General features: G+C 45.5%; 23 protein-coding genes. 15 read left to right on the top strand and 8 right to left on the bottom strand.

The annotated features are described in order from the left end of the window. Window positions 1-208: 208 nt before the first annotated feature. A complete protein-coding gene (locus tag AB4209_RS01210; protein ID WP_017065063.1) occupies window positions 209-673 on the bottom strand; it encodes a DUF2850 domain-containing protein in 465 nt (154 codons plus the stop codon). A gap of 307 nt (window positions 674-980) precedes the next feature. On the opposite strand from AB4209_RS01210, the gene AB4209_RS01215 reads away from it, so the two are divergent. After that, window positions 981-1,262 carry a pyrimidine/purine nucleoside phosphorylase gene (locus tag AB4209_RS01215; protein ID WP_017057600.1) on the top strand — a complete coding sequence of 94 codons (282 nt, stop codon included), beginning with the start codon at window positions 981-983 and terminating at the stop codon, window positions 1,260-1,262. A gap of 197 nt (window positions 1,263-1,459) precedes the next feature. Here the strand turns inward: AB4209_RS01215 and AB4209_RS01220 are convergent, their stop codons facing one another. After that, entirely contained in the window at window positions 1,460-2,332 is an 873-nt protein-coding gene (locus tag AB4209_RS01220) for a pirin family protein (RefSeq protein ID WP_372054534.1), read from the bottom strand. Window positions 2,333-2,490: 158 nt separating this feature from the next. Between AB4209_RS01220 and AB4209_RS01225 the strand changes: the two genes are divergently transcribed. Further along, window positions 2,491-2,775: a hypothetical protein gene (locus AB4209_RS01225; protein WP_017061541.1), complete on the top strand. Its 285-nt coding sequence runs from the start codon at window positions 2,491-2,493 to the stop codon at window positions 2,773-2,775. A 25-nt stretch (window positions 2,776-2,800) separates the two neighbouring features. Here the strand turns inward: AB4209_RS01225 and AB4209_RS01230 are convergent, their stop codons facing one another. Next, window positions 2,801-3,991, bottom strand: coding sequence for a GGDEF domain-containing protein (locus AB4209_RS01230; RefSeq protein ID WP_372054587.1), 1,191 nt, complete (start codon window positions 3,989-3,991; stop codon window positions 2,801-2,803). A gap of 315 nt (window positions 3,992-4,306) precedes the next feature. On the opposite strand from AB4209_RS01230, the gene AB4209_RS01235 reads away from it, so the two are divergent. From AB4209_RS01235 to manA, 6 genes are all read left to right on the top strand, one after another. Continuing rightward, window positions 4,307-4,645 carry a DUF1840 domain-containing protein gene (locus AB4209_RS01235; protein ID WP_017061543.1) on the top strand — a complete coding sequence of 113 codons (339 nt, stop codon included), beginning with the start codon at window positions 4,307-4,309 and terminating at the stop codon, window positions 4,643-4,645. 406 nt (window positions 4,646-5,051) lie between these two features. Beyond that, a complete protein-coding gene (gene uhpT / locus AB4209_RS01240) occupies window positions 5,052-6,446 on the top strand; it encodes a hexose-6-phosphate:phosphate antiporter (protein ID WP_017061544.1) in 1,395 nt (464 codons plus the stop codon). Window positions 6,447-6,593: 147 nt separating this feature from the next. Then, entirely contained in the window at window positions 6,594-7,202 is a 609-nt protein-coding gene (gene uhpA, locus AB4209_RS01245) for a transcriptional regulator UhpA (RefSeq protein WP_372054536.1), read from the top strand. Then, window positions 7,202-8,698, top strand: a complete 1,497-nt coding sequence (uhpB, locus tag AB4209_RS01250; RefSeq protein ID WP_017065060.1) for a signal transduction histidine-protein kinase/phosphatase UhpB — start codon at window positions 7,202-7,204, stop codon at window positions 8,696-8,698. Before uhpA ends, uhpB begins: the two co-directional genes overlap by 1 nt. A gap of 8 nt (window positions 8,699-8,706) precedes the next feature. After that, complete coding sequence (locus AB4209_RS01255; RefSeq protein ID WP_065583566.1) at window positions 8,707-10,047, top strand: MFS transporter; 1,341 nt, start codon at window positions 8,707-8,709, stop codon at window positions 10,045-10,047. 291 nt (window positions 10,048-10,338) lie between these two features. Further along, window positions 10,339-11,544, top strand: a complete 1,206-nt coding sequence (gene manA / locus AB4209_RS01260; RefSeq protein WP_372054589.1) for a mannose-6-phosphate isomerase, class I — start codon at window positions 10,339-10,341, stop codon at window positions 11,542-11,544. Here manA and AB4209_RS01265 read toward each other — a convergent pair. The 4 genes from AB4209_RS01265 to AB4209_RS01280 form a co-directional block, all read right to left on the bottom strand. Next, the gene (locus tag AB4209_RS01265; protein WP_102321382.1) at window positions 11,541-12,065 is read right to left on the bottom strand and encodes an N-acetyltransferase; all 525 of its coding nucleotides are present in this window, start codon (window positions 12,063-12,065) and stop codon (window positions 11,541-11,543) included. The two genes, manA and AB4209_RS01265, sit on opposite strands and share 4 nt — an antisense overlap. A 96-nt stretch (window positions 12,066-12,161) precedes the next feature. Then, window positions 12,162-12,419, bottom strand: a complete 258-nt coding sequence (locus AB4209_RS01270) for a YdcH family protein (RefSeq protein ID WP_009846137.1) — start codon at window positions 12,417-12,419, stop codon at window positions 12,162-12,164. A 201-nt stretch (window positions 12,420-12,620) separates the two neighbouring features. After that, window positions 12,621-13,610: a rhodanese-related sulfurtransferase gene (locus AB4209_RS01275; RefSeq protein ID WP_372054538.1), complete on the bottom strand. Its 990-nt coding sequence runs from the start codon at window positions 13,608-13,610 to the stop codon at window positions 12,621-12,623. Between the two features lie 314 nt (window positions 13,611-13,924). Next, window positions 13,925-15,073 carry a PLP-dependent aminotransferase family protein gene (locus AB4209_RS01280; protein ID WP_372054540.1) on the bottom strand — a complete coding sequence of 383 codons (1,149 nt, stop codon included), beginning with the start codon at window positions 15,071-15,073 and terminating at the stop codon, window positions 13,925-13,927. Between the two features lie 115 nt (window positions 15,074-15,188). Between AB4209_RS01280 and AB4209_RS01285 the strand changes: the two genes are divergently transcribed. From AB4209_RS01285 to AB4209_RS01315, 7 genes are all read left to right on the top strand, one after another. Next, window positions 15,189-16,058, top strand: a complete 870-nt coding sequence (locus AB4209_RS01285) for a GyrI-like domain-containing protein (RefSeq protein WP_017061552.1) — start codon at window positions 15,189-15,191, stop codon at window positions 16,056-16,058. Between the two features lie 209 nt (window positions 16,059-16,267). Then, window positions 16,268-17,605 carry an MATE family efflux transporter gene (locus tag AB4209_RS01290; RefSeq protein WP_372054542.1) on the top strand — a complete coding sequence of 446 codons (1,338 nt, stop codon included), beginning with the start codon at window positions 16,268-16,270 and terminating at the stop codon, window positions 17,603-17,605. Window positions 17,606-17,825: 220 nt separating this feature from the next. Beyond that, window positions 17,826-18,584, top strand: coding sequence for an ATP-binding cassette domain-containing protein (locus AB4209_RS01295; protein ID WP_372054544.1), 759 nt, complete (start codon window positions 17,826-17,828; stop codon window positions 18,582-18,584). Next, window positions 18,581-19,432, top strand: a complete 852-nt coding sequence (locus tag AB4209_RS01300) for an ABC transporter ATP-binding protein (protein WP_017065049.1) — start codon at window positions 18,581-18,583, stop codon at window positions 19,430-19,432. The genes AB4209_RS01295 and AB4209_RS01300 overlap by 4 nt, the downstream gene beginning before the upstream one ends. 48 nt (window positions 19,433-19,480) lie before the next feature. Beyond that, window positions 19,481-20,992, top strand: a complete 1,512-nt coding sequence (locus AB4209_RS01305) for an ABC transporter substrate-binding protein (protein WP_372054546.1) — start codon at window positions 19,481-19,483, stop codon at window positions 20,990-20,992. Between the two features lie 4 nt (window positions 20,993-20,996). After that, window positions 20,997-22,733 (top strand): ABC transporter permease subunit, encoded by a 1,737-nt coding sequence (locus tag AB4209_RS01310; RefSeq protein ID WP_372054548.1) that lies wholly within the window; start codon window positions 20,997-20,999, stop codon window positions 22,731-22,733. Window positions 22,734-22,845: 112 nt separating this feature from the next. Further along, the gene (locus AB4209_RS01315; protein ID WP_372054550.1) at window positions 22,846-23,088 is read left to right on the top strand and encodes a hypothetical protein; all 243 of its coding nucleotides are present in this window, start codon (window positions 22,846-22,848) and stop codon (window positions 23,086-23,088) included. A 106-nt stretch (window positions 23,089-23,194) separates the two neighbouring features. Here the strand turns inward: AB4209_RS01315 and AB4209_RS01320 are convergent, their stop codons facing one another. Further along, window positions 23,195-26,050 (bottom strand): FAD-binding and (Fe-S)-binding domain-containing protein, encoded by a 2,856-nt coding sequence (locus tag AB4209_RS01320; RefSeq protein ID WP_372054552.1) that lies wholly within the window; start codon window positions 26,048-26,050, stop codon window positions 23,195-23,197. Window positions 26,051-26,383 lie beyond the last annotated feature (333 nt).

The following is a 26,383-nucleotide window of genomic DNA, read 5'->3' on the forward strand; positions in this document are numbered from 1 at the left end:
TGAGTCCATGTTTTATAAAATAAAACATCCTTCAGTAGGAAAATCTCACAAGTGAAAATTCACGACATGAAGTTATGAAAAGGTGCGACAAACTATAAGAAAATACTGTGGATTGAAGCTGAATCACAAAGTGAAGTATGTTGAGCGAGCGGGGTCGATCGACGGGTAAACTTGAAGACGAATGCTTATGGCAGTATGGATAAGAGGGTTATCTTTTGAATTGCTCAGCTAAGGAAGCGCGTCGTTGTTGCATGACACTATGGGTATCACCAGTCGCAGTATCTTCGTAGCCTTCTTTAATAAATTGCTGAGATGGTACGCTTGGCTCTAATCGCTTTAAGCGAGGCGAATCGTAAGTACCACTGATGGTGTAAACGGTGGTTCCAGAGCCAGTGTTGATCGTGACGATCTTCCCGTCAAAATCGAATGAGGTAGTGATAAGACGATGATTCATCATCACACCGTTTTCTGAAAGTGTCAGGATGTCGGTGTTGTAAGGTGGCGCCGCAATCTCTATCCATGTGCCATAGACGTTGCTTGGGCTGACAGATTGCTGGTGGGCTTGGTAAGCAAAATAGCCGGCGGTGAGGGCAACCATAAAGCCAGCTAATAGGAAGCCGTAGAGTAACGAGTTGGCAAATAGATCTCTGCTTTTAGTCGGCTTTTTTGCCATTATCTCTTCATTTTTCGACTGATATTGTTTTAGATTCTATTAATTAAAACCTTAGTTTGCAAAAATTGTTCTAAGAGTTAGAAGCAGGATCGAATGTTCTAATAAATGTGGTTGCTTTAGTGGTTTTTAGCCTTGCTCCTCAGTATTTACGCTATCAATGAAAGCGAACTCCAGAAATGCTTAAGCTATGCGTATTTATTTCTTGTAGGAAAGTCTCGAATTGGTTAAAACAATTATCACCTAAATTTACGCATAGGCTTACTCGGTGAGCTCAATAATTGCAATTTGAAGATAACAAGGAAGTACAATGATTAAAGAAAACACATACTTTGAAGGTGGCGTTAAGTCGTTAGCGTTTAACCAGTCTGGTGCTGATGTGAGTGTTGGTGTAATGGCGGCTGGTGAGTACACTTTTGGTACTGCGGCTCCAGAAAAGATGACCGTTGTTAAAGGTGCTTTGATTGTAAAGCGTGTTGGCGATGATGACTGGACGACATACCAATCTGGTGAGTCTTTTGACGTTGCGGGTGACTCTTCATTCGACCTACAGGTAAAAGAAGCGACAGCTTACCTATGTGAGTATTTGTAATCAGATCTAAATTTGTTCAATCAGGGCATCGTTTGTCTCTGATTGAATAGAAAAAAACCACGCTCTAGGAGCGTGGTTAAATAAGTGATAGTAACCGGCAGTGGATAGTGTCACTTGTTTTTGTAGTCATCAAATGGATGACCAAATCGTTGTTCGTTGCAAAATCTCTTCAACCTTCAAAGCTCAAAGCCAAGACATCAGTAAGTCTCAAACACACCGTTGTTGTAGTCTTGAATTGTCTGTTCAATCTCTTCCATCGAGTTCATGACAAACGGACCATAGTGCACGACAGGTTCATTAATCGGCTGACCAGAAAAAATCAGTACACCTGAATCTTCTAGGCTTTCTAAAGACAACAATTCAGCTTTGGTGAGCAGGGCAAGTTGACTTTGGTTGATGACTTTGTCGCCGATCTTAATACTGCCTCGGTACACATAAGTCATGGCATTGTGATTAACATTAGTCCCTAACGTGACTTTTTGCCCAGAATGAGAGCGCCAATCCGCAACGCTTAATGGCACACCTGTTTTCTGTAATGGACCCTGCGCTCGTAAAGCCTCTGAATCCTTGTCAGTTTGGTTGTGCAGTTCAAACCCTCCGGCAATCACTCTTAACAAACCACTTTGTTCACTTTGATGCTCCGCGATGCTTTCACTTTGGAAATCGTGATACTGAGCTGGCTGCATTTTGTGTGTCGCAGGTTGGTTTATCCAAATCTGAAAACCATGCAGCGCACCTTCTTCCATCATTGGCATTTCGCTGTGAATGACACCACGGCCTGCGGCCATCCATTGAGCGCCACCGCTGCGTAGCTCTCCAACATTCCCCATATGGTCTTTGTGTTGGAAGTGACCTTGGAGCATGTAAGTGAGCGTTTCTATCCCACGGTGAGGATGTGGAGGAAAGCCGCCAACATAGTCTTTGCTTTCATCCGACTTCAGTTCATCAATCATTAAAAATGGAGAGAAACGTGCGTTATTAAAACCTGCGAGTCGTTGGATTTTGACGCCATCACCATCTGAGGTGGCATGTGCTGCAATCACATGATCTACTGCTCTTACATTCGTCATTTTGAAACCCTCATAAACTTGAATAGCTGTAGTTTATGTAATTTGATTTAAAAAGAAGATGGCACAGCGTTGAGTGACTTATTCGAAAATCTTGAACAGGTAACAAGATGAAATTATGTCTATACTTGAGTAGAGAGTAGACCGCCAAGGAGGCCGCTATGGCAGTTCAGCAAAAACATGGCGAAAGGCATGGTCGGATAGGTTTTGATAACGACTTTACAACGGAGCAAAGCCAGCGCTTTACAGAGGTTGCAAACAGCGCAGTTAAACGCCGCGTGAAAAAACGTGAGATAGAAGCGCCGTTTATCCAGTCAGCTAAGCAAGCCGCTTTTAAAACCGTGGTGAGGCGACCTAAAGGGAATAACCCAAACCGAACACGTCAAGTCATATGGATTATTATGATCGGGTTAGTGAGTCTTTGGCTTATGTACCTTGCAGGTTAGCAGCGCCGCTCCGTTATAGGAATGGCTAGCGTTGACGCATTTTTAATAGCGTAACATTGTTCCCTTCGATCTTCGCTTCAAAGCAATCTTCAAGTTCAGATGAATCCGGTGCTGAGCTAACAAGGCTCGTTGGTAGTTCTTCTATCAGGGTCGATACTGGGTTGTCGTGATAATAAGCATATCGGTTTTTTCCTGAATGCTTGGCAACATACATCGCTTTATCAGCACATCTCGTCAGCTCATGTAATTCTTGGGCATCTTGCGGATATAAAGCAACCCCAACACTTAACGTCAATTCCTTGATTCTCTCGTTTGTTTGGCAGCCGCTTTCGAACAGCCCGCAGATCCTATCTAGAATGCCGTCTAGATCTTTACGAGTTGGCACATCGTAGAGCATCAGAACAAACTCGTCTCCAGCAAAGCGCGCGATGGAATAATCGTATTCATGGCTTTTTCTGTCTCTGGTTCGAATGTTGTTGCTCAAGCGATTGGCAAAATGCTGTAAGACACTGTCTCCCACATCGTGCCCGTAGCTGTCGTTAATGCCTTTAAAGTCATCTATATCCAAAAAGACCAATGCCGTAAGTGATCGCTCACTATCCACGGTGGCTAGTTTTTCTGTCGCCCAGCGTTCAAAGCTCCAACGGTTTGCCAAGCCGGTTAACTGATCTCTGTAAGCGAGATCTTCAATGCCTTCTTTATACAGGCGTTGAATATAACTGACGGCTTTTGTGTAGTAATAGGCGGATGTGTGGCACACCAAGCTCATGGTAAATAAGCTAAGGAAAAATCTGTGTGTGCTGTTAAATGGTAAAGAAAAATTGTTGGGCATTGCTGTAATTAAGGTGCTGATAAATATGCAAAATGAGGTGCTGAAGATAATGCCAATTCTGAAATCATTAATGAAAATGACCGCGGCCAGAATTGGGTAGAGCCAGAGGATGCGATCTGGGATGGCGTGACTGTACAAGAATAGGATGACGCCCTGAACTAGAAGAACACCACTCAGAATCAATTCGGAATACTCAGGATTGATGACTTTTCTTACATATAAAGCGTTAGAAATGGCAATGATGGCGAAGCACAATTCGAATATTGACAGCGTGTAATGCTCGCCTTCGAAGTAAGCCCAAGTATAGAAAATGAATAACGCAGCGGCAGTCAGTGAAAAGGAGTGGACAATTTTTTGCTTGCGGGTGGATCGTATGTCCGCCATTTCTTCTAGGTGCCTGCCGACGAGCCTTTTCATGTGATCTGTGCCAAAGTTTTTGATAATGGTGTTAATAGTAGATTAAATAACAAGCTATGCAGAGGCTTAGATGTCTATTTAGTGTGACTACTATCAAGGTTTCATATGAAAGGCTGTTCAATCAATTCCAAATAGTGATGTATATCACCGATGGTGCTGGTCATCTCTAGAAGATTAGATTTAAGCATCAAACTTGTAACCGTTGTTTGATGTTTATCTACTTGCTTTCCAGAGAGTTACTCCACATAGTTTGTAAACGACCAAAATTAAGAAAGGCTCATTATGTTAATTACCTTTAGTTGTAAAGCTCATGCTAGTGTCACGATGTTTGGTGAAGTCGGCCTCCAGTTCATCAAGATGCTTGGGCATAGCGGCTCCATCCCAGGTGCTATGGATGCTTCAGAGGTTCCTCAAGCTCTGGATAATCTACGTGCTGCTATTGCAGCAGAGCAGAGCAAGTCCGTAGAGCATGAAAATACTGATGACGACAATGAAGAAGAGGTGGTTGAAGCGCCTGTTAATATAGGTAGTCGAGCGTTCCCACTGGTTGAATTATTAAAAGCTGCCATCAAAGATGAATGTGAAGTAATGTGGGAAGACGGTAGCGGCAAGCGACTGTAGTACGATTCACGCGAAACGTAACAAGCCTATTGAATCTATTTTAATCAGAATGAATGCTGAACCAGTATCGGACACACCATGACCATGGAGTTTTATGGTGATGAACCGATACTGGTGTTTTTTTAGTGAAGTAATCCACTCGTTTCTGTTTATTTACAAGGTTCGTCAGCCCTGAAATGAGTGACTTTTGTTATCGTAATATCAATCCATAACAGACCGTAAACAAAGTGATGCTGTTCACGCTTTCTTGACTCCCAATTCTGAACTAAGAATTTTTCCTAGTTATTCTAAGACCCTCTCTCATGCGGTCGATTTTTAGACTCCTTATTATTTCACGGTCAACTAACAAACAATGTATGGCCGCAATTATGCCGTGCAGACCTCACAAAAAATAAGAGAGTTCACAATGTTAAAGTTCCTAGATCAGGTTCGAAAACCGACGCTGGATCTTCCGGTCGAAACTAGAAGAAAAATGTGGTTTAAACCATTCCTACAATCTTACCTCGTCGTGTTCATTGGTTATCTAACCATGTATTTGATCCGTAAGAACTTCAATGTCGCGCAAAACGACATGATTTCTACTTATGGATTATCGATGACGGATCTAGGTCTTATCGGTCTGGGTTTCTCTATCACTTACGGTATCGGTAAAACCGTCGTTTCCTATTATGCCGATGGTAAAAACACCAAGCAGTTCCTGCCATTCATGCTTGTCCTTTCTGGTATTGCCATGTTGGGCTTCAGCTTCAGTATGGGCGGCGGCAGCGCTAGCTTATTCTTGATGGTTGCCTTCTATGCGTTGAGTGGTTTCTTCCAAAGTACCGGCGGTCCTTCAAGCTACTCGACCATCACTAAATGGACGCCTCGTAACAAGCGTGGTTCTTATTTAGGCCTTTGGAATATGTCGCACAACGTGGGTGGCGCAGGTGCCGCTGGTGTTGCTCTGTTCGGTGCTAACTACCTTTTTGATGGCAACGTGATCGGTATGTTCGTGTTCCCATCAATCATTGCGATTGTGGTTGGCTTTATTGGTATGCGCTTTGGTAATGACTCTCCAGAAGCCTATGGTCTAGGTACGGTTGAAGAGTTGTTTGATGAAGAAGTCAGCGAAGAAGATACGGCTGCTGAAGAAAATCAAATGACTAAGAAAGAGATCTTTGTTGAATACATCCTGAAAAACAAAGTGATCTGGTTGCTCTGCTTCGCGAATATCTTCTTATACATTGTTCGTATCGGTATCGATCAATGGTCTACCGTTTATGCGTATCAAGAGCTAGGTCTATCAAAAGAAACCGCGATTTCAGGCTTCACTCTGTTTGAGGTTGGTGCACTGGTCGGTACGTTAATGTGGGGTTATCTGTCAGACCTTGCGAACGGACGCCGTGCTTTGGTTGCTTGTGTATCGCTTGGCCTGATTATCGTTTCGCTAGAGTTCTACCAGCATGCAACCAGTGAGTTCATGTACCTAGCATCACTGTTTGTGCTTGGTTTCCTAGTATTTGGTCCTCAGTTGCTGATTGGTGTTGCTGCAGTAGGTTTCGTGCCTAAGAAAGCAATCAGCGTTGCGGATGGCGTGAAAGGTACATTTGCTTACTTAATTGGTGACAGCTTTGCCAAACTTGGCCTAGGTATGATTGCAGACGGCACACCTATTTTTGGCTTAACGGGTTGGAAAGGCACGTTCGCAGCGCTTGATACGTCAGCTGCCATTTGTATCGTGTTACTGCTATTCGTTGCGGTTGCGGAAGAGAAGAAGATTCGCCACGCTAAGAAAATACACTTAGCGTCTCAAAACGCGTAGCGAGTCTCACGTGCTTTATTGGTTTAAAGCACGTGAGATCATACCAATCGTTAGTTCGATTCAGTATCATCTCTATTAATAAACTTAATTTTAGATAGCTCCTGTTGGGGCTATTTTTCTTTCTTACTCTTAATTTTGGTTAATATCATGATTAATGTTGCGCTTGTTGATGACCACGTCATTGTTCGATCTGGCTTTGCTCAATTACTCAGTCTTGAAGCTGATATTACGGTCGTGGGGGAATTCAACTCTGCGGCAGAAGCGCGCCTAGGATTGCCAAGTTGTCACCCTGATGTCGTGATCTTAGATATCTCAATGCAAGACGAAAGTGGCCTGAGCTTATTGGAAGAGATTCCATCAGGCATTGCCAGTATCATGCTGAGCGTACATGACTCTCCGGCGATGGTTGAGAAGTCATTAGAGTTAGGAGCCAAAGGTTATCTCAGCAAGCGCTGTAACCCTGATGAGTTAATCCAAGCCGTACACACGAGCGCAAATGGTGGCTGTTATCTCACGCCCGATATCGCCATAAAGCTTGCGACGCCCATGAAGAATAAAGCCTCTTTAAATCAGCTCACCCGCAGAGAAAGCGAAGTGTGTCAGTTATTGGCGACAGGGCTCGATGTAAAATCTATTGCCGTAGAGCTAGGGGTTAGCCATAAAACGGTGCATGTACACCGTGCCAATGCGATGGACAAACTCAATGTTAAGAATAATGTCGAGTTAGCGAAACTGTTTACACAAGACCAGTACTAATGCGTTCTTACCTAGCCACCTCCCTGTGTGGGGTTTTTATGGCTGGCTGTGCATGGTTCTGTTTATGGGTTATTGCCTTCTATTTCATTAATGACCCTGAGTTAGCCATTCTGCTTTTCCCGTTTTCACTTCGACTGGGAATGACGCTGCACACTCGTACCCACTATTGGCCTGCCATCTATATTGCAGAGTGGGGGCTTGCGATTGCTTTAGCTCTGCTGCTTGATGAACCCCAATGGCTGACGATACTCATCGCCAGTGGATTGAGTATTCCTGCCACGCTAATTGCCAAGCGTTATTATTCTGGTGACCAGAATCGTCACTTGTTAGTGATGGCGAGCTTAATCATGGTCACAGCATTTATTAACGTTGCCGTGGTGGGTTCTCATGTTTCTGCTGTTTACATGGTGTGGTTGGTGAGTATTACTGGCGGACTGATGCTGGTGCCGATGTGTTATCTGGTCTGGAACTATCTATTCCAAAACAAGTGGGCACCATTGAGCTCTTACTTAATCAATAATGTCGTTGAGTTCAAAATCCGTCATATTGCTTTATATAGCGTGTTGTTGGTCGCCAGTATTTTGATACAAACCAGTTTGCCTGATGAGCTAAGGCGCTTTGCCCCGTTCTGTATGGCGATCCCTATTATCTTGCTCGCCGTTCGTTATGGATGGCAAGGTGCTCTGCTTGCAACAATGTTAAATAGTGTCGCGTTGATTGCAGCCCACAGCGGAACATCCAAACTCGAAATTACCGACTTACTCTTGTCTCTATCTGCTCAAACCATCACAGGTATACTGCTTGGTTTAGCGGTTCAAAAGCAGAAAGATCTCAACTCCAAATTGCGAAGTGAACTCTCCAGAAATCAAAACCTTTCACGTCAGTTAGTTACCGCTGAAGAGTCGGTTCGTCGTGATATTGCGCGTGAACTGCATGATGAAATCGGCCAAAACATCACGGCAATTCGTACTCAGGCAAGCATTATTAAACGTGTCGACGCGGCTGAGATGAGCGTTCGCTGTGCGGGTACCATTGAATCATTATCTTTGAATGTTTATGACACCACCAAACGTCTACTTACAAAATTAAGACCTAAGATGCTGGACGATCTGGACCTAAAAGATTCCGTGGAACAGCTTATTCGAGAGATGGAGTTTTCGGATCACGGCGTTGATATTCAGTTAAATTGGCAAGGTGATTACTCGTGTTTGAGTGACACGCTTAAGGTCACTATCTTCAGGCTGTGCCAAGAATCTCTAAACAATGCCTCTAAATACGCCAACGCGAGCGAAATCAGAATTGAACTGCTTTTAGGTGACCAGGCTTATCTTCAGATATCAGATAATGGCATTGGTTTTACAGCGCAAGATCTTCTCAAAGGAATGGGTGTTCGCGGTATGCAAGAGCGTGTTCAGGCGCTCGGCGGCAAGATGACAATCAACGCTAATGGCTCATCTTCGGGTACCAATATCAGCGTTACATTACCTAAAGTGTGAGAACGAATATGTTTGGATTTCTGCGCTCAACAACGTCAGAGAGTGATGCTCTAACTGATGATGAGGTCAATCAGAGTTATCGCTATTGGCGCCTTCACATCATGATAGGAATGTATGTCGGCTATGCGGGTTTTTACTTCACTCGTAAAACCTTTAATTACGCCGCGCCTGCAATGATCACCGATCTAGGTTTGGACAAAGGCGATATCGGCTTAATTGGCACGCTCTTTTATCTTTCTTATGGCTTATCGAAATTTATCTCAGGCACGATATCGGATCGGTCGAACCCTCGTTACTTCATGGGGCTTGGCCTAATCGCGACTGGTCTGATAAACATCGCGTTTGGCTTTTCGAGTTCGTTAGCGGCTTTTATCTCGCTATGGGTATTGAATGCATGGTTCCAAGGTTGGGGCTGGCCATCGTGTTCCAAGTTATTGACGACTTGGTATTCTCGCTCCGAAAGAGGCTTTCGCTGGGCAATCTGGAATACAGCGCACAACGTTGGTGGAGCGCTTATCCCTATTCTTGTGGGTTATCTAACGCTGCAGTTCAGTTGGCGAGCTGGGTTTATCTGGCCGGGTGTGATTGGTGTTTTTATCGGTCTTATTGTCTGCTGGCGCTTACGTGACAAGCCCACCACCATGGGACTTCCGACGGTAGGGAAGTGGCGCAGTGATCACCTGGAATTAGCGCAAGAGAGCCATGGGCAAGGGTTAAGCTATCGAGAGATCCTGAAAACCTATGTGTTCAGCAATAAGTACATTTGGTTGCTCGCCTTTAGTTATGTGTTGGTTTACATCGTAAGAACGGCAGTTAACGACTGGGGCAATTTATACCTCACCGAAGAACACGATTACAGTTTGATCAACGCCAACGCTGCCTTGTCTCTGTTCGAGATAGGAGGTTTTGTTGGTTCACTTGTTGCTGGGTGGGGATCGGATAGGTTGTTTGGTGGCAACCGCGGTCCAATGAACATCTTGTTTGCGATTGGCATCTTCCTTTCGGTTTCGGCTTTATGGCTTATGCCTTTAACCAACTTTGTGTTTCAAGCGGCTGGGCTATTCTGCGTTGGCTTTTTTGTTTTTGGCCCTCAAATGCTTATTGGCATGGCGGCGGCGGAATGTTCACATAAAGACTCTGCCGGGGCGGCGACAGGTTTTGTTGGCTTGTTTGCTTATATGGGAGCAGCACTTTCTGGTTACCCATTAGCGCTCGTTCTAGAAGCTTACGGCTGGAGTGGGTTCTTCATTACCATCTCTACTTGTGCGGCCGTTATTGGCTTGCTGTTACTGCCTTTCCTACAAGCTCAATCACCTCAGAAAAGTGCAGAAGCTCGCTCTGGTTTTTAAGGAACGATAACAAGATAGTCACTAGTGTTTGTATTCAGATGCTTGTATCGCTGCTGTAATCAGTGCGATACAAGCCGCTATCTTATTCTCAGCGCTTTCTACTCGTGATATTCAAATGTGACTATTTTCACGCTTTTCATCGGTCTCACCTGTTTCTAAGAATTTTTCCTATTGCGTCTAAGACCTCATCTCATGTGGGTTCTAGCCGAGCTCTGTAGTCTTTCTAATTATTTACGTTATTAGAAATCAGCTCTCTGAATTATGTTCAAAGGCCTCACTATGGAAAACGCCATGTCACTCAGCCACTTCTCAGAACACTCATTTTTCCCAATGGAAAACACCATCCAAAATTATGCATGGGGGAGCATTTCTTCGATACGTGAACTGTTTGGCTTTAAGAATGAGTCACAAGAACCACAAGCGGAAGTTTGGATGGGAGCGCATCCGAAAGGTTGCTCAATGGTCAAGCTGGACCAACATTTAGTGCCTCTATCTGAGCTGATTAACAAGAATAAATCGGCCTACCTATCAACCGATATTGCGCAGGCGTTTGGTGAGCTACCATTCTTATTTAAGATCTTAGCGGCAGAAAAGGCGCTGTCGGTTCAGGTGCACCCAAACAAGCGACAAGCTGAAATTGGCTTTGCGAGAGAAGAGCAAGCAAGAATCCCTCTAACCGCAGGGCATCGTAACTATAAAGACTCTAACCACAAACCTGAATTGGTTTACGCGATCACTGAATATCAAGCAATGAATGGCTTTCGAGAATTCGATGAAATATTAGGGTTGTTCAGAAAGTTGAATTCGAGCGAGCTGGCTGGTTTAGTTGAAGAGTTTGGCAACCACCTTGATTCTCTAGGTTTAGAGGCGTTTTTCCGTGATTTATTAACTCTGGACGACCAACGTAAACACCGAGCATTAGAGCAACTTCTGGCTTACGCAGCCGCTCACCAAGGTCAATCTGAGTTTGCTTTGGTTACTGAGCTTAGCCACCAGTACCCGAATGATATCGGTTTGTTTTGCGTTCTGCTGCTTAACTTGATCACACTACGGCCGGGTGAAGCGATGTATTTGAATGCAAACACTCCGCACGCATACATCAAGGGGACTGGGCTCGAGATTATGGCCAATTCAGACAATGTGCTGCGAGCTGGCTTAACGCCAAAACACATTGATGTCGCTGAGTTGGTTGCCTGCACAGAGTTTACACCAATCCCGTTCGAACGCTTGTTGTTAGCACCTTCAAAGTTAGGTCAATGTGATCGCTATGATATCCCAGTTAGTGACTTTGATTTCAATATTTTTCATCGCCCAAAGCAAGAAGAAGTCATCACAAGCGGTGCTGAAATTTTAATGGCGATAGATGATGATTTAACGTTAATGAGTCAGAAAGGTGAACACCTAACACTCACCAAAGGGCAATCGGTATTTATCCCAGCTTATATTGGTCATTATGTACTGAGCAGTAATGGGCGAGTGGCTAGGGCGTTTAATTAGAGATGGTGTTTGTGGTATAGATTGAGCTCCATCCCCACAAAATCATCATCTCCTTCATCAACAACGTGATAGCCAAGCGATTGATAAAAGTTAATAGCACGAGCATTACTTTTAAAACTCGATAGAGTGACTTGACTAAGTTGCTCTGCCATAGCTTTTTTATGTATGAGAGTCATGACTTGCTTGCCAAGCGAACGACCTTGGTACTGGGGGGAAATGATCAGCAAATGAATATGGTATGCGTTGTCATAAGGTTTAAAGCAGGCGAGCCCCACTCTTTTATTTTCGCGATATACCCAATGAAACCAAGATGGATGGTATTCGTTTAAAAGTCGTTGACGTTGAAAGTCGTCATCCCAGCCGAAAACGCTATCTACGTGTATGAAGATACCTTGTTTAACACACGCAAACAGTTCATCGAATTCAGAATTTGAAGCGAGTTGGAGTTGTATGTTCTCTTCTTTCATTGCCACTTTTACCGCTTCCTTATCAAACGCCTTTGAATAAGCAAACAGTAACATAATTGAAGAAGCCGAATTAGCTTAGATTTGCGAAGTGATGAAACCAAAAAGCCATGCGTGGTGCATGGCTTAGAATAAAGTATTGGATTGATTTTTCTATACGATCTTAAGTGCGTGGTGGCGCGTGAGCTGTTTGTGTAGCGAGTCTTTTAGCTCCATGCGTTCTACTTTGAGGTTGTGCATGCTGTCGTCATCGATAGGGCTGCCAGAGATTTCTAGCTGACGGATGTCGTAGTCGAGTTGGTGGTATTTCTGCATGTCTGCTTTGAATTTTTCGTCGTCGTGGTTGAGCTGAACAATGTCTAATTTAAGATCTGGGAAATCTAAGATAAAGGCATGGTTTTCATTGAGCATTGGCACTTCCTCTCTAGTCGAATTATTAACAGTATAGAAGCAATTTTTCGAAAGAAATGTGGTTCAAAACACAAAGCCGTAAAGCGATCAAAAAAGGGCGTAAACTCGTAGGATTATCCTCGAACTTGCGCCCTTTTGTATGTATATAGCTAACTATTTATAGTTATATGTTTAGAACTATAAGAGTTTAAAGCAGAAAGTTTACTTTGCTTTCTTACCAGAGCGTTGCTGCTCTTTGTGTGCAAGCTTCTCTTTTTTGCGTTGCTCGATAAGGTGAGCAGCTTCGCCGCCTACGTGGGTTTCGCCACGAGCATTCGACAGTTGAACTTGCTTTTCACGTTCACGGAAACGGGCTTTCTGCTCGTCGCTGTGCTTATCAATACACTTAGGGCAGCTTACGCCTTTCTCGAAGTGTTTAGAGGCTTTGTCTTCGTCAGTGATTGGCAGGCGACACGCGTTACACACATCGAAGCCGCTCTTTTCTAGCTGGTGGTTTACTGCAACACGACCATCAAATACGTAGCAGTCGCCTTCCCACATGCTCTCTTCTTCTGGTACTTCCTCTAGGTACTTAAGAATGCCGCCTTCAAGGTGGTAAACCTCATCAAAGCCTTGCTCTTTCATGTAGGCTGTTGATTTTTCGCAACGAATACCACCAGTACAGAACATCGCGACTTTCTTGTGTTTCTTAGGATCAAGGTTGTCTTCAACGTACTGAGGGAACTCACGGAAGGTTTCTGTGTTTGGGTTTACGGCATTTTTGAAGGTGCCGATGTCCACTTCGTAGTCGTTACGAGTATCAACCAGAATCACATCAGGATCAGAGATCAATGCGTTCCACTCGTTTGGTTTCACGTAAGTGCCAACAACATGGCGTGGGTCGATGCCCTCAACGCCCATGGTTACGATCTCTTTCTTAAGCTTAACCTTGGTGCGATTGAATGGTTGTTCTTCGTTGAACGACTCTTTGTAAACAACATCAGCCAAGCGAGAATCTTGTTTGAACCATTGAAGAAGGGCGTCGATCGATTCGCGCTTACCTGCAACGGTACCGTTGATACCTTCACTCGCAAGTAACAAAGTACCGCGGATTTGGTTGGCTTCTAACACGTCAGTGAGTGGCTGGCGAATTTCTTGGTAATCATCAAGTGCTACGAATTTATACAGAGCACATACAACATATTGAGACATGGTTTTTCCTTTCTGCGAGCTGGAACGTAAATCCAGAGCGGTTGCCTTTTATGATACATACTGAGTTTGATTTACTCAGGTTTGCCCATATTGGCTTATTAAAATCCGCCGCAGTATAACCAAGCCAAGGAAGGACAAAAACCAACCAAAAGTAGGGCTATTTAGCATTGTTATTAGTGTGGCTTTTGGACTAAGAAATGCAATGAAACCGTTTTATCTGGTTCGAATTACAACACGTATTCCCAAACCAAAAAGGCCCTGCTGTAAAAATACATCAGGGCCTTGGTATTGAATCTGTCTGACTTAATCAGCGATTACGCTTGGTTAAGTACTTCCGCTAAGCGTTTCACCGCTTCTGTTAATTCTTCTGGGTTGGCGTTAGTGAAGTTTAAGCGCAGTGCGGCTTTTGCTTCATCGGCCTTTGGATAAAATACTGGGCTTGGTACAACCGCCACGCCATTCGATAGCAAGGTTTTCGCCAGTTCGAAGGTGTCGCACTCTGGGATCTCAACCCAAATGAACATCCCGCCATCTACGGCTTTTAACACGCAATCTGCAGGCAGTTGTTTCTCTAGCTCTGAGAACAGCGCCTCATAACGAGACTTGTACAGGGTACGAATGTTTTCCATGTGTACGTTGAAGTCTTCATGTTTTAGAAGACCAACAAGCAGTGCTTGCATAGGTACACTTGAGTGTAAATCCGCGCCTTGCTTCACTTTGATCAGTGGCTCAAGGTAGCTGCGTTTGCCTGTTACCGCGCCAATACGTAGACCTGGCGATGCAATCTTAGAGAATGAACGAAGAACGATAGAGTTATCAGGGCAGAACGAAGAAACCAACGGCAGCTCTGTGCCTGTGAAACGTAGCTCACGGTATGGCGCATCTTCAATGAATGCCACGTTGTATTTGATACACAGCTCAGCCACTTTTTGACGAGTTTCTGTTGCCCAGCACACACCGGTTGGGTTGTGAAAATCAGGCACCGCGTAGAACATTTTTGGCGCTTGCTGTGCAAAGCATGTTTCCAATTCATCTAGATTCGGCCCAAATTCGGTTTGAGACACGGTCGCAATGTTTGCTTGAACTAGGCCAAACACCTGCATCGCACCTAAGTAGCTTGGCGCTTCCATCACAACCACATCACCTGGATCGACATACGCACGCGCAATCAAATCCAAACCTTGCTGAGAGCCAGTACAAATCATTACCGTGTGTGACTCTGGCAATTGGTAGCTTTGTGTTAGGTGGTCAAGCAACGGGCCGTAACCGGCAGTAGAGCCGTATTGGAAAACTTCAGGCATGTTCGCTAGGTTTTCTAGCGTTGGCTTCATTAAATCGATTGGGAATGTTTTCTCGTCCGGTAAACCGCCGGCCAATGAGATGACATTTGGATCACTTGCGGCTGCGAGGATCTCTCGAATGTATGAAGATTGAATCTGTTGTAATGACTGTGCGATTTCCATGTGTTGTGTCTCGTCGTTTATCGTTTTTATTCTATCGCTTGATATTACACGGCAATTGTAAAAACTAGCGTGTCCGTTTATGCTCTTAAACATGTCCATTTATGCTATTTAAACGATGTCACGTCAACACATATCGCGAATCAATGATGTCCTGTTCCATATTCACCAAGACATCAGTCAGCCTTTGTCTGCCAAAGAGTTATCTGAGATAGCGGCCTATTCAGAACAGCACTTTCATCGCACCTTTAAAAGCGTGGTCGGGGAGTCGTTGCATCAATATATCCGACGCACTCGAATGGAGTATGCAGCCAACCAATTGATGTTTGATACCAGCTCGTCAGTGGTCGAGATCGCCCATAAATGTGGCTTTAGCTCGGTGTCTTCGTTTAGTCGAGCATTTAAAGCGACCTTTAATATGTCTCCGGGCGAGTGGCGTAAACACGATTTACAAGTAGCAGAAAAACCCTATTTGAAAGATCCCGAAGTGGCGGCGGGCTATTTGAATGTGGCGCAGCGAGTATTGCCCGAACCCAAGATCGTTGAAGTGCCTGAACGGATGGCGGCCTATGTTCGACATACGGGTTATAACCGCTCTATTCGCAATGCGTGGTTGATATTGAAAGCGTGGGCGAATTCCGAACAGCGTGATTTTTCGAGCCAATTTGGTTTGCATCACTCAAACCCTGCTTGGGTTGAAATGGATCAGTGTCGTTATGTCGCGTGTATCGCGATTGATGAGCCGATTAAGTATCGTAGCGTAGTTAATCAGATGGTGATTCCGGGCGGCTTACACGCTGTGTTTCGACTAAATGGCCGCTATGGAGAACTGCTACCACAGATCAGTATGGTGTTAGAAAAGTGGCTACCCACATCTGGTTTCAAACAGCGCTCGACTCCCGCGTATGTGCATTATCATCAGAATCATTTTCTCAACACCGATGAAGTGTTCGAACTCGATTTCTACCTTCCCGTGAGCTTTTACTAATCGATGGTTGTGCTGTTTTGTTGAACCAGACTTTGATCTTTTGTTGAGACAAATTAGCACAACCAATAGCAGCTAACGATTTTATGCAGTTGGCCTAAGATAAAGATGCTTTGTTGATAATCTACTCTAAGTAAATGATGACAACGTACGGATTAAACGATAGCATTTCGTTCTAATTGCAAATAGTTCTTAATATCACTCGATAGAATATGACCATTACCCACAAAGATTATCTGAAAATCGCTTTCCCTTTCATCATCTCAACGGTGACACAACCTCTGTTAGGTGCTGTGGATACCGCTGTTATTGGCCAACTTGGTATTGCTGAATTGATTGGTGGCGTAGCGATCGGCACCATCATTATGAACACCATGTATTGGTTGTTTGGTTTTTTCCGTGTCAGTACCACGGGCCAAAGTGCGATGGCACTGGGTAAGGGAAACCGCACTGATTTGGCGGGTAGCTTGATGCGTCCGTTTGTGCTGTCTGGTTTAGTGGGTTTGATCTTTATCTTGATACAACCACTCATCTGGCAAGGCGCAATGTGGGTGATAGAGCCTGAAGCCAATGTAGCCGAGCACGCGCATATCTACTTCAGTATTTTGATTTATGGCGCGCCTTTCGTGTTGCTTAACTACACCATTATTGGTTGGTTAATGGGACAGGCGAAAGCCAAAGACGTTCTTTATACACAAGTGTTTGGTAATGTGTTGAACATTGTCTTGGATGCGGTGTTTGTACTTTATTTCGATTTGGGTGTCGCAGGTGTGGCTTACGCAAGTTTGATTGCACAAGTTACCACCTTTGCGATTGGTGTGACCTTGGTGATGAAGACCAGCAATATTTCGATCTCTGAGTTCTTGCAAGGCTCGAAGATGACCAAGAAAGACCTATCGACAATCATCTCTTCGAATACCGATCTATTGCTTCGCACCATTTGTATCTTGGTGTTCTTCAACATGATGGCGCGTACTGGCTCTAAACTGGGTACCGATGTTCTAGCGGCTAACGCGATCTTGATGCAGGTGACCTTCATTGTCAGCTATATGTTTGATGGTATTGCCAACGCATCGAGTGTGTTTGCAGGTAAGGCGGTAGGACAGAAGAACCCTTCAATGCTTGATCGTGTTTTAAGGCTTAACTTCCAATGGACGGCAGGTTTCATTGCCGCGCTGACGCTTTTAACTTTGATTTTTAAAGATATGATTGTTTTCTTGTTTACCGATATTCTAGCGCTGGTCACGCTGTACCAAGAGATGGCTCCGTGGTTAATTGTGTTCCCGCTAGTGGCTGGCTTTGGCTTAACGGTTTACGGCATCTTTACCGGAACGGGAACCACGCGTCCGGTTAGAGACTCAAGCATCGTGACTTTGTTGGTATTCTTAGCGGTACAGGCATTCACCATCGATATTTGGGGCAATCATGGTTTGTGGCTTGCGTTTACTCTGTTCTATCTTGGGCGTATTGCGTTCCTGTATCCGTTCATCGCACAAGTTAAGCAGAAGTGTTACCCAGTCAAAGATGCAGTACAGGGTGCCATTAACTAAGCTGTCTAATTGCCATCTTTAATACATTATTAATATTTTATGAAAGCGCTTTACTATTTTTATACGATAAATTTGGTGAGCGCTTTTTTGTATGTAATGACTCACTATAAATGGTCAATAAAATTGTAAGTAAAACGCGATACAGTTCAATGTCCGCTTTTCATCGCCTCAGCTAAATGATAATGTTGTTATGTTATAACATCTATCTGTGAGTATCTGCGTGAACGCCCCACTTTTGTCTGTTGACCACCTAACGATCAAAACCTCTTCGAGAACCCTTTTCCAAGATATCCACTTCGATGTTTATCGCGGTGAGCTGTTGGCGATCATGGGACTGTCAGGCATTGGTAAGTCGATGCTTTCACGTGCGATTGCGGGTTTTCTGCCAGAAACGGTCGAGGTTGAAGGTCATATTTCTCTGTCTGGTGAAGCGGTATGTGGTTTGCCTATGCTGCAAAGAACCGCAGCACAACGACCTGCGGTTATCTTCCAAGATGCCCTTCAAGCATTAAATCCTCTGGTTTCAATCGAAGGTCAACTTAGTTTGGCATTGACGGGGACTCGCACTAAGCTTAAATCAAAAGAAAAAATTCAAATTACCGAGTTGCTGAATCAACTTGGTTTTCCTAATCCAGAAACCATCTTGCCGTTGTACCCGAGCCAAATTTCGGGTGGGCAACGCCAACGTGTGTGTATTGCGATTGGCTTGCTGAGTAACGCCGATATTATCATCGCCGATGAACCAACCAGTGCGTTAGATCCGGTGACAGAGCAAGAGATACTTAAGCTGATTCGACACAATGTTAAACAGCGTCAAATTGGTGGTTTACTCATCACCCATGACCTGCATAGCGCGTTGGCGTGTGACAAGTTGTTGGTCATCGATGATGGTGGTGTGGTGGCTTACGGTGCACCGAAACATGCACTTGAGTCGAGCTCTCACGCTTTCTGCTGTTCATTGAGAGACTTAATCGAATGAGCTCGACCTTATCACTAAACTCAGAAGCCTCGCCATTAATGCCAGTGACTGATTCAGAAACACAAACACCGATAGAGATTAAGTTCGACAATGTGAGTGTTCACTACTACTCCGTACCAAGTTGGTTGGGTGGTAAAGCGTTCAAAGCGCTACAGAACATAGACCTTAATGTTGAAGACAAAAGCCTAGCAATTGTTGGGCGTTCTGGTGCCGGTAAATCAACGTTAATTGAACTGCTATTTGGCCTTAAAGCGCCAACCGTTGGTCAAATAAACTTGTTCGGTTATTCGCTCCCAATTCGCGATAGCAAAGCGCAAGCAACGGTGTGTCGCTTGATTCAATTGGTGCCTCAAGAGCCCCACACTAGCCTCAACCCTTACTATACCGTTCGACAGATCTTAGCCGAACCTCTAAGTAACTTAGATGTTTCGGGTAATCATGAAGCCATCATTGAAGAGGCGCTTTCAGACGTTGGATTGCCTGCCAGTTTGCTCTTACTGAAACCTAATCAGCTTTCTACAGGTCAAGCTCAACGTGTGGCTATTGCTCGGGCTCTTGTCGTTAGACCCGCAGTGCTGGTGGCCGATGAACCTACTGCCAGCCTTGACCCAGTGAATCGCCAAAGGTTGTTGGACTTGGTTAATTCATTAAAAAAGAAGCGCGATATGCGCCTTATTTTGGTTACTCACGATTTAGGTGCCGCAAAAGCCCTTTGTGAAGAAATACTGGTACTCGACCATGGTGAAATGGTGGAGCACGGACCGACCGATCAAGTGATGAGTAAACCTGCTCATCCTGCGACTCAGATGCTGATCGAGTCTCAGCCTCTTTCGAAATCTACTTGTTAAACACAACCTTATTTATTAAAAAAATACAGCTACAGAGAAAAAATAATTATGCGTTTTAATTCAATCAAACTGGCTTGCACGCTTGCGTTGGCTCTGCCTTTGACGGGCTGTTTTGACTCTCAACCAGGGTCTAGCGATGCCGCAGTAAAATCTGAAATTCGAGTTGCGATGATGCAACCACCAAGAACGGGTTTATCGCCACTTTCTGATGACGCTTTTAAGTTATCTCGTTGGAGCACAGCAGAAACTCTGGTTAACCTGAGCCCAACCTCAGAAGCAGAACCTATGCTAGCAACGGATTGGAAACATCTTGATCCTCTGACTTGGCAGTTCACGATTCGCCAAGGCGTTAAATTCCATGACGGTTCGACATTAACGGCAAACTCTGTAGTGAACTCTTTGCAGAAAGCGCTTGAGGCTGCACCTAAGCCACGCATTCTAGATGGTGTCGATCTCGAAGTGAAAGCGATGGACAACTACCGCGTAGAGATCAAGACCAGCTTTGATGACCCTCTTTTACCAAGCCGTTTATCAAGCCCTCAATTAGCGATTCTTGCAGCAAGTGCTTACCAAGAAGATGGCCGTGTTAGCCCAATGGGTGCTGGTACGGGCCCGTTTGAGTTGACTGAAATTAACGGTACAACCAGCGCGAAGCTAAAACGTTTCGATGGCTACTGGGGTGAAAAAGCGCAAGTTGAATCTGTGATTGCAGAATACGTCCCTAACGGTTTTGCTCGCGCTGCAGCACTGAGAACCGGCACGGCTGACGTCGTTGAAGCGGTACCCGTTTCACAAATCGCGACCATTGATCCGAACCTACTTTATGAAGTGGCGATGCCTCGTACCAATACGCTTTACTTAAATAACAAGTCAGGCGTATTCAGCGATATTAACTTGCGTAAGGTAGCGGCGGCTGCGGTAGACCGTGAGCAAATCGTGAATACTGTTTATGAAAACCACGCGGACATCGCACAAGGCCTATTAGGTCCTGCACTTGCTTGGGCTGAGCCGATCCGACCTGAAGGTCAAGCAATCGACAAAACGCTAAAAGCAAACGGTGAAAGTATTGTTATCGGTACCTTTACCGACCGTGCAGAGCTTCCAGAAGTGGCAGCGCTACTGAAGCAACAACTTGAAGCGGCTGGTTTCAAAGTTGAGCTGGATATCCGTGAATACGCTCAGATCGAGAATGATGCGCTCTCAGGCAAGTTCGATGCGTTTATCCTTTCTCGTGCAACGGTTCTAGATTCGGGTGACCCAGTGGCTTACATGATGAGTGACTTTGGCTGTAAGGGTTCATTCAATCTTGGTCAATTCTGTTCTCAAGAAGTAGACCAAGCACTGACTCACGCTGATCTGCAACCACTAGGCGCACTGCGTCAGCAAGCGATCATCGAAGCTGAGCAAAAAATCCTTAACGACTTCGCTGCTATTCCACTGCTTCACGAACGTGTGATTCAAGGTGAAAGCGAGCGCGTGAGCAATGTGGTTCGTGACCCAAGTGAGCGCCGTTTAGTTGACCAAACTACACAGATCAAACAAGCGAAACAGGCTAACTAAATAGATGCTATCTGCTGAGACTCTGCGTCGAACCTTATTTCTCTTGACGCCTTGGTTATCAAGAATCGCCTCACTGATTGTGGTGGTGATTCTTGTTGGCTTGATGCCTGACATTGCAGGCATCGACCCAAGCCAATCCATTCTGCGCGCGAGGGCGGGGCAACAACACCTGCTTACGCCTGAAGCTTTAGCAGCGGTACGCGCTGATCTTCAGCTTGATCGTTCGGCAAGTGAGCGCTTGATCGACTGGATAGGAAGCGCTTTTTCGGGTGACCTAGGTGAATCATGGATTGATGGTTCCTCGGTTGCATTAAGCATTCAAAAAACAGCATCTACGTCTCTGTTCTTGATGTCTAGCGCACTTGTGATGACTTTCGTACTGTGTGGTGCAGGCTTACTTGCTACCTTACGCAGTTGGAAGAAGGGCAAACTAGGGCAGAGTTACAGCAGTTTAAGCACCGTATTAATATCGTTACCAGAGTATGTGGTGGCCTCGGTATTAATATTGGTGTTCTCTATCTGGTTAGGTTGGCTACCACCGTATGGTTGGCAAGGTTGGCAAGATATCTGGCTACCGAGTTTAGCACTCGCACTGCCTGCTAGCGGCCTATTTAGTCGCCTACTCAGAGACAGTTTACAACGCGTTCTAAATGAACCTTGGGTGATCACTTGGCTCAGTGCCAACGTTCACTCCAATCAAATTATTCGCTTTGCGCTAAAAAGAGCGTTGAGCAGTCTGATCCCACAAATCGCGATGATTGTGATCGGCTTGACGGGTGGTGCGGTCGCAGTTGAGCTTATCTTCTCGATTCCGGGTATCGGGCGCATGATTCTTGGTGCTGCTAAGGCGCAAGATCTACCTATGCTGCAAGGCGGCTTATTAGTATTGCTGCTGTTTTCGATTGCAGTAAGCAGCATCAGCTTATTTGTTCAGCAGTTGATTCTGGGTCACAGCCTGAAAAGCGGCAAGCTCATTAGTAGTCACTCTTCGTTTCGCTTTACCCAGAGCCGCGCCAAGCGTGTCACTGCTTTTGCGATTTTCTCATTCCTAATTGCTATCGTGGTATGGGCGGCATTCCGAGACCCATACACCAGCCAATTTGCACGTTTGGCATCACCGAGCTGGCAAGCACCTTTGGGGGCCGATGGCATTGGGCGAGACCTGTTAGCGAGAATCGGTTCTGGTATGGTCGCGACCTTCCAAGCGGGTATCTTGGCAACCTTCTTGAGCTTGGTGACGGGCATCATCATGGGCTTCAATACGCGCTTTAGCCAAGGCCTTATCGAGATCACTAAGGGCATCCCTTACATCATTGCTGGCCTGTTGGTTGCGGGCTTAACAGGGATGAACCCGAACAGCGCATTAATCGCGATTGTACTGGTATCTTGGGCGCCATTAGCGGCGCACTGTTCAAGTTTAATTGTGGAAGCTAAGGCTCAGCCTTATACGCACCTCGCGCCATTGTGGGGTACTAGCAAGCTGAGCATCTTCCGCTTCTACTTGCTTCCTTATGTGTTACCGCCGCTACTAAGACACGCGTTGTTGAGGTTGCCAGTCATCACGCTAAGCCTGACATCACTGAGTTTCATCGGGTTAGGGGCAAAACCACCAACACCTGAATGGGGTTTAATGATTGCAGAGAACTTGCCATACATTGAGCGCGCGCCATTGGCTGTGATGGGACCAATTATTGGACTGATTCTGCTGGGCGCTGCCATCAACATGATGTTTGATGACTAACGAATCAGGAAGGGGCTTAAGTTTTCGGTTCGCTATTTATGTTGTAACCTTAGGCTTGCTTTTAGAACTGCTCGAAAGTTCATAACACCTACTAAAGTGTAAAGGATTCAACATGTATCTCGTTTTGTATTGCCACAACATTGGTATGACTGATTTTTCTTTCTTTGAGACGGAAGATTTCGACAAAGAAGAGGGTTATATCGTGCGAGGAAAATGGCCGAACGAAAAAGCGTTTCGTGATTACTTGACCAAGGAATTTGGTGATATGAGTGAGTTCCGAGTGATCGACTTAATTGCCAAAGGTGCAGAAGCAGAACACTACTCGCCAGAAGAGTTGATGCGTTTAGCTCTCTAACTGTTAGCTCATTAGCACGTTTTAAATCGAATAAAGAAATGGCAGCCTGATTAGGCTGCCATTTTTCGTTTTAAGCTAGAGCTCGTCACTAGTAATGAGAGTGAAGCTACTGTGCAACTTCGTCCACCAAGTACAAGATTGATTGATATGGAATGCCACTGTGATGTGACAAACCGATCTCACAAGTTCGGCTGTTACTGAATCCACGAGTACAGTTGCTCGGTACTTGTTCCTTAAGTGGGTGCACCGCTGCTTCATTCAGTTCTGGTGTCGTGAAGCCTTTGTCACCCGCCCAGCCACAACATTGAATATGCTCAGGAACAATCACTTCTTCAGTACAGGCCTTAGCGAGGTTTAACATCGCGCCTTCTAAGCCCATTCGGCGAGAGCTACAAGTTACATGAAGCATCACGGTCTCTTTCAGTGGCTCAAGCGTCAGATGTTCAAGCAAATATTGATTCACAAAGCCTGTCGGCTCCAGAACTTCTAAGGGCTTAGTGAACTGCTCAATACTGCGTTTGGCGCATGGGCTGGTGTCCATCAATACTGGGTATTCACCCTGACGACTCGCTTGCCACAACACTTCTTCGAGCTGTTGTGCTTTAGATTGGGCTATATCGTTCATCCCTTTGCTGTCGTAAGGCATACCGCAACATTGATCGTCTAATTTCTTCGGCAGGATGACTTCAAATCCAGCTTTGTTGAGCAGAGACATGGTCACTTCAGTAAGAGGGCGTTGATCACCCGCATCATTTTGTTGACCCATGGTTCGGCTAGCACACGACGGGAGGTAAACCACTTTCTTTGCGTCATTAGAAGTTTCGGCTGTCATTGGTGAAGCCGTGAGAGAGTGACTGTTGGACTGCGGCATCTCAGGCATCCAAACAGGCGTTACGCCTTTGGTCACTGAGCGCAGGCCATTGGTAAGCTTACCGACCGTGTTTGCCCCCAAGACCTTACTCGCTACTTGATTGGTTTTGAGGCCGGCTTTGGTCAGCTTCGTGGTGGTCGAGAAATGATCCGCTGTCCATTTGGCGATTGGTGTGAACTTCTCATACTTGGCAACACGAAGCTTCTTCACCAAGTCACCCGTATTAATGCCTACTGGACAGCGTTCGGCACACAGACCTGTTGCCGCGCAGGTATCGATGCCTTGGTATTCGAAGGTTTTCTCTAGTTCACTGGCTTCTATCTCTTCACCTGCAGCTCGGCGGCGTTGCAGCTCTCGGTACAACACAATACGTTGGCGTGGTGATAAGGTCAGTGTGCGAGATGGGCAGACTGGCTCACAGAATCCACACTCAATACAGCGGTCGACAAGATCGTCGGCAGCTGGCATTGGCTTTAAGTCTGTGATGTGGGAGTTTGGGTTGTCGTTGATGATAACGCCAGGGTTGAGCAACCTTTCTGGGTCGAACAGCGCTTTGATCTGTTGCATCAAGGCATAGCCGTCTTTGCCCCATTCCAACTCCACGTAAGGTGCCATGTTACGGCCTGTGCCGTGTTCCGCTTTCAGAGATCCTTGATATTTCACGGCGACAAGCTCGGCTACGTCATCCATGAAACCACCGTAACGGTCGATCTCTTCTTGGCTATCAAAACCTTGGGTAAACACAAAGTGCAGGTTGCCTTCCAGAGCGTGGCCAAAAATGATCGCCTCGCTGTAGTCGTATTTATCGAACAGCTCTTGCAGCTCTCGAATGCCATTTGCAAGATTTTCGACTGGGAAAGCAACATCTTCAATGATGACCGTCGTGCCGACTTCACGCACTGCGCCAACGGCCGGGAACATGCCTTTACGGATGCCCCACAGGGTAGCGACAGTCTTAGGATCGGACGTGAAAGGGACAGATTCGACAATCGTGTAATCAGCTAATGCATCCAAAATTGATTTACATTGTAAATCTAAGTCCTGCTGGGAGCTGGCGTGTGATTCCACCAAAATAGCTGCAGCTTCTAGATCTAGGCTTGGCATGAACGCAGGCATACCCGGTTTATCCGCGACGGAACGTAGCGCTCTACCGTCCATTAACTCAACAGCAGCAACCGGTGTTTTTGATAGCGTAGTCACGGCCTTACTAGCTTGCTCGATGTCGGCAAACACCAACAGAGCAGAGGCTTTATTCGGGTGTTCAATCACCGTGTTGTAAGTGATCTCGGCGATGAAGCCTAGCGTGCCCTCTGAGCCAATCATCAGGTGTTTGATGATCTCAACTGGATCGTGGTAATCGACCAATGCATTAAGCGCATAGCCCGTGGTGTTTTTAAGACGGTATTTGTGACGGATTCTGTCGGCCAGTTCTTGATTTGAGCTAGTTTGACGGTGCAATTCAGCAATACCATCAAACAGCGTTTTGTGTGACTGCTTGAATGATTTAACGCTAGCACTGTCTGCGGTATCGAGCAGGGTGCCATCGCTTAGGACGACTTTCATGCTTTCGACCGTGCGATAGGAGTTCTGCGCAGTACCACAACACATGCCACTGGCGTTGTTCGCGGCAATACCACCAATCTTACAGGTGTTGATAGAGGCTGGATCTGGGCCTATTTTACGTTGGAACGGGGCAAGGTATTTATTGGCATCTGCGCCAATTACACCGGGTTGAAGAATGATTTGGTTGCCGTTATCGACAATCTCATGGCCGCGCCAATCGTCGGTCAGAGTGATAAGTACTGAATCTGAAACCGCTTGTCCTGAAAGGCTGGTACCTGCCGCGCGAAAGGTAAAATGAATGCCCAGCTCACGACAGCTTTGAATCGTGAATATCACTTCCTCTAAGTTTCTAAGTCTTAGAACCATTTTCGGCACCAAGCGATAAAAACTCGCATCGGTGCCGTAAGCCAATCGCTTTGCCTCTTGCGTGACAATGCGTTCCGTTTCTATTTTTTGAGCCAGTATCGCCTCAAGCTGCTGATAAGCTTTAACGTCAATTACTCGCTCATGGGATGTGTTTGTCTCCATCTTTGCTTCCTTGTGCTTCTTATTTGGCACTGATCAGGGCGTGTTGACCTTTCGTGGTTAAATTTTGTTCGAGTCAAAAGCGTTTTAATCGCGGCGAGGGGGAAGTAGCCTAGTCACTCTAAGAAAATCCCTCTCAACAAAGAGTAAAACGCTTTTAGCTGAACCCTTCGGGCAGCGTTTGCTGGCCATTTCTACTACGTTATCGGCTTCTCATGTAGGCTAGCTACACATCGACGCCTCTGCCTTGTATAAATACCCAGCAACTCGCTGCAAAAATCAGCTCGAAAGATCAACACGCCCTAGCTTTTTATTTTATTTTCCAGTGCTTAAACG

It is taken from the genome of Vibrio sp. 10N.286.48.C11 (assembly GCF_041469805.1).
In the GTDB taxonomy this organism is placed as follows: Bacteria; Pseudomonadota; Gammaproteobacteria; order Enterobacterales; family Vibrionaceae; genus Vibrio; species Vibrio crassostreae_C.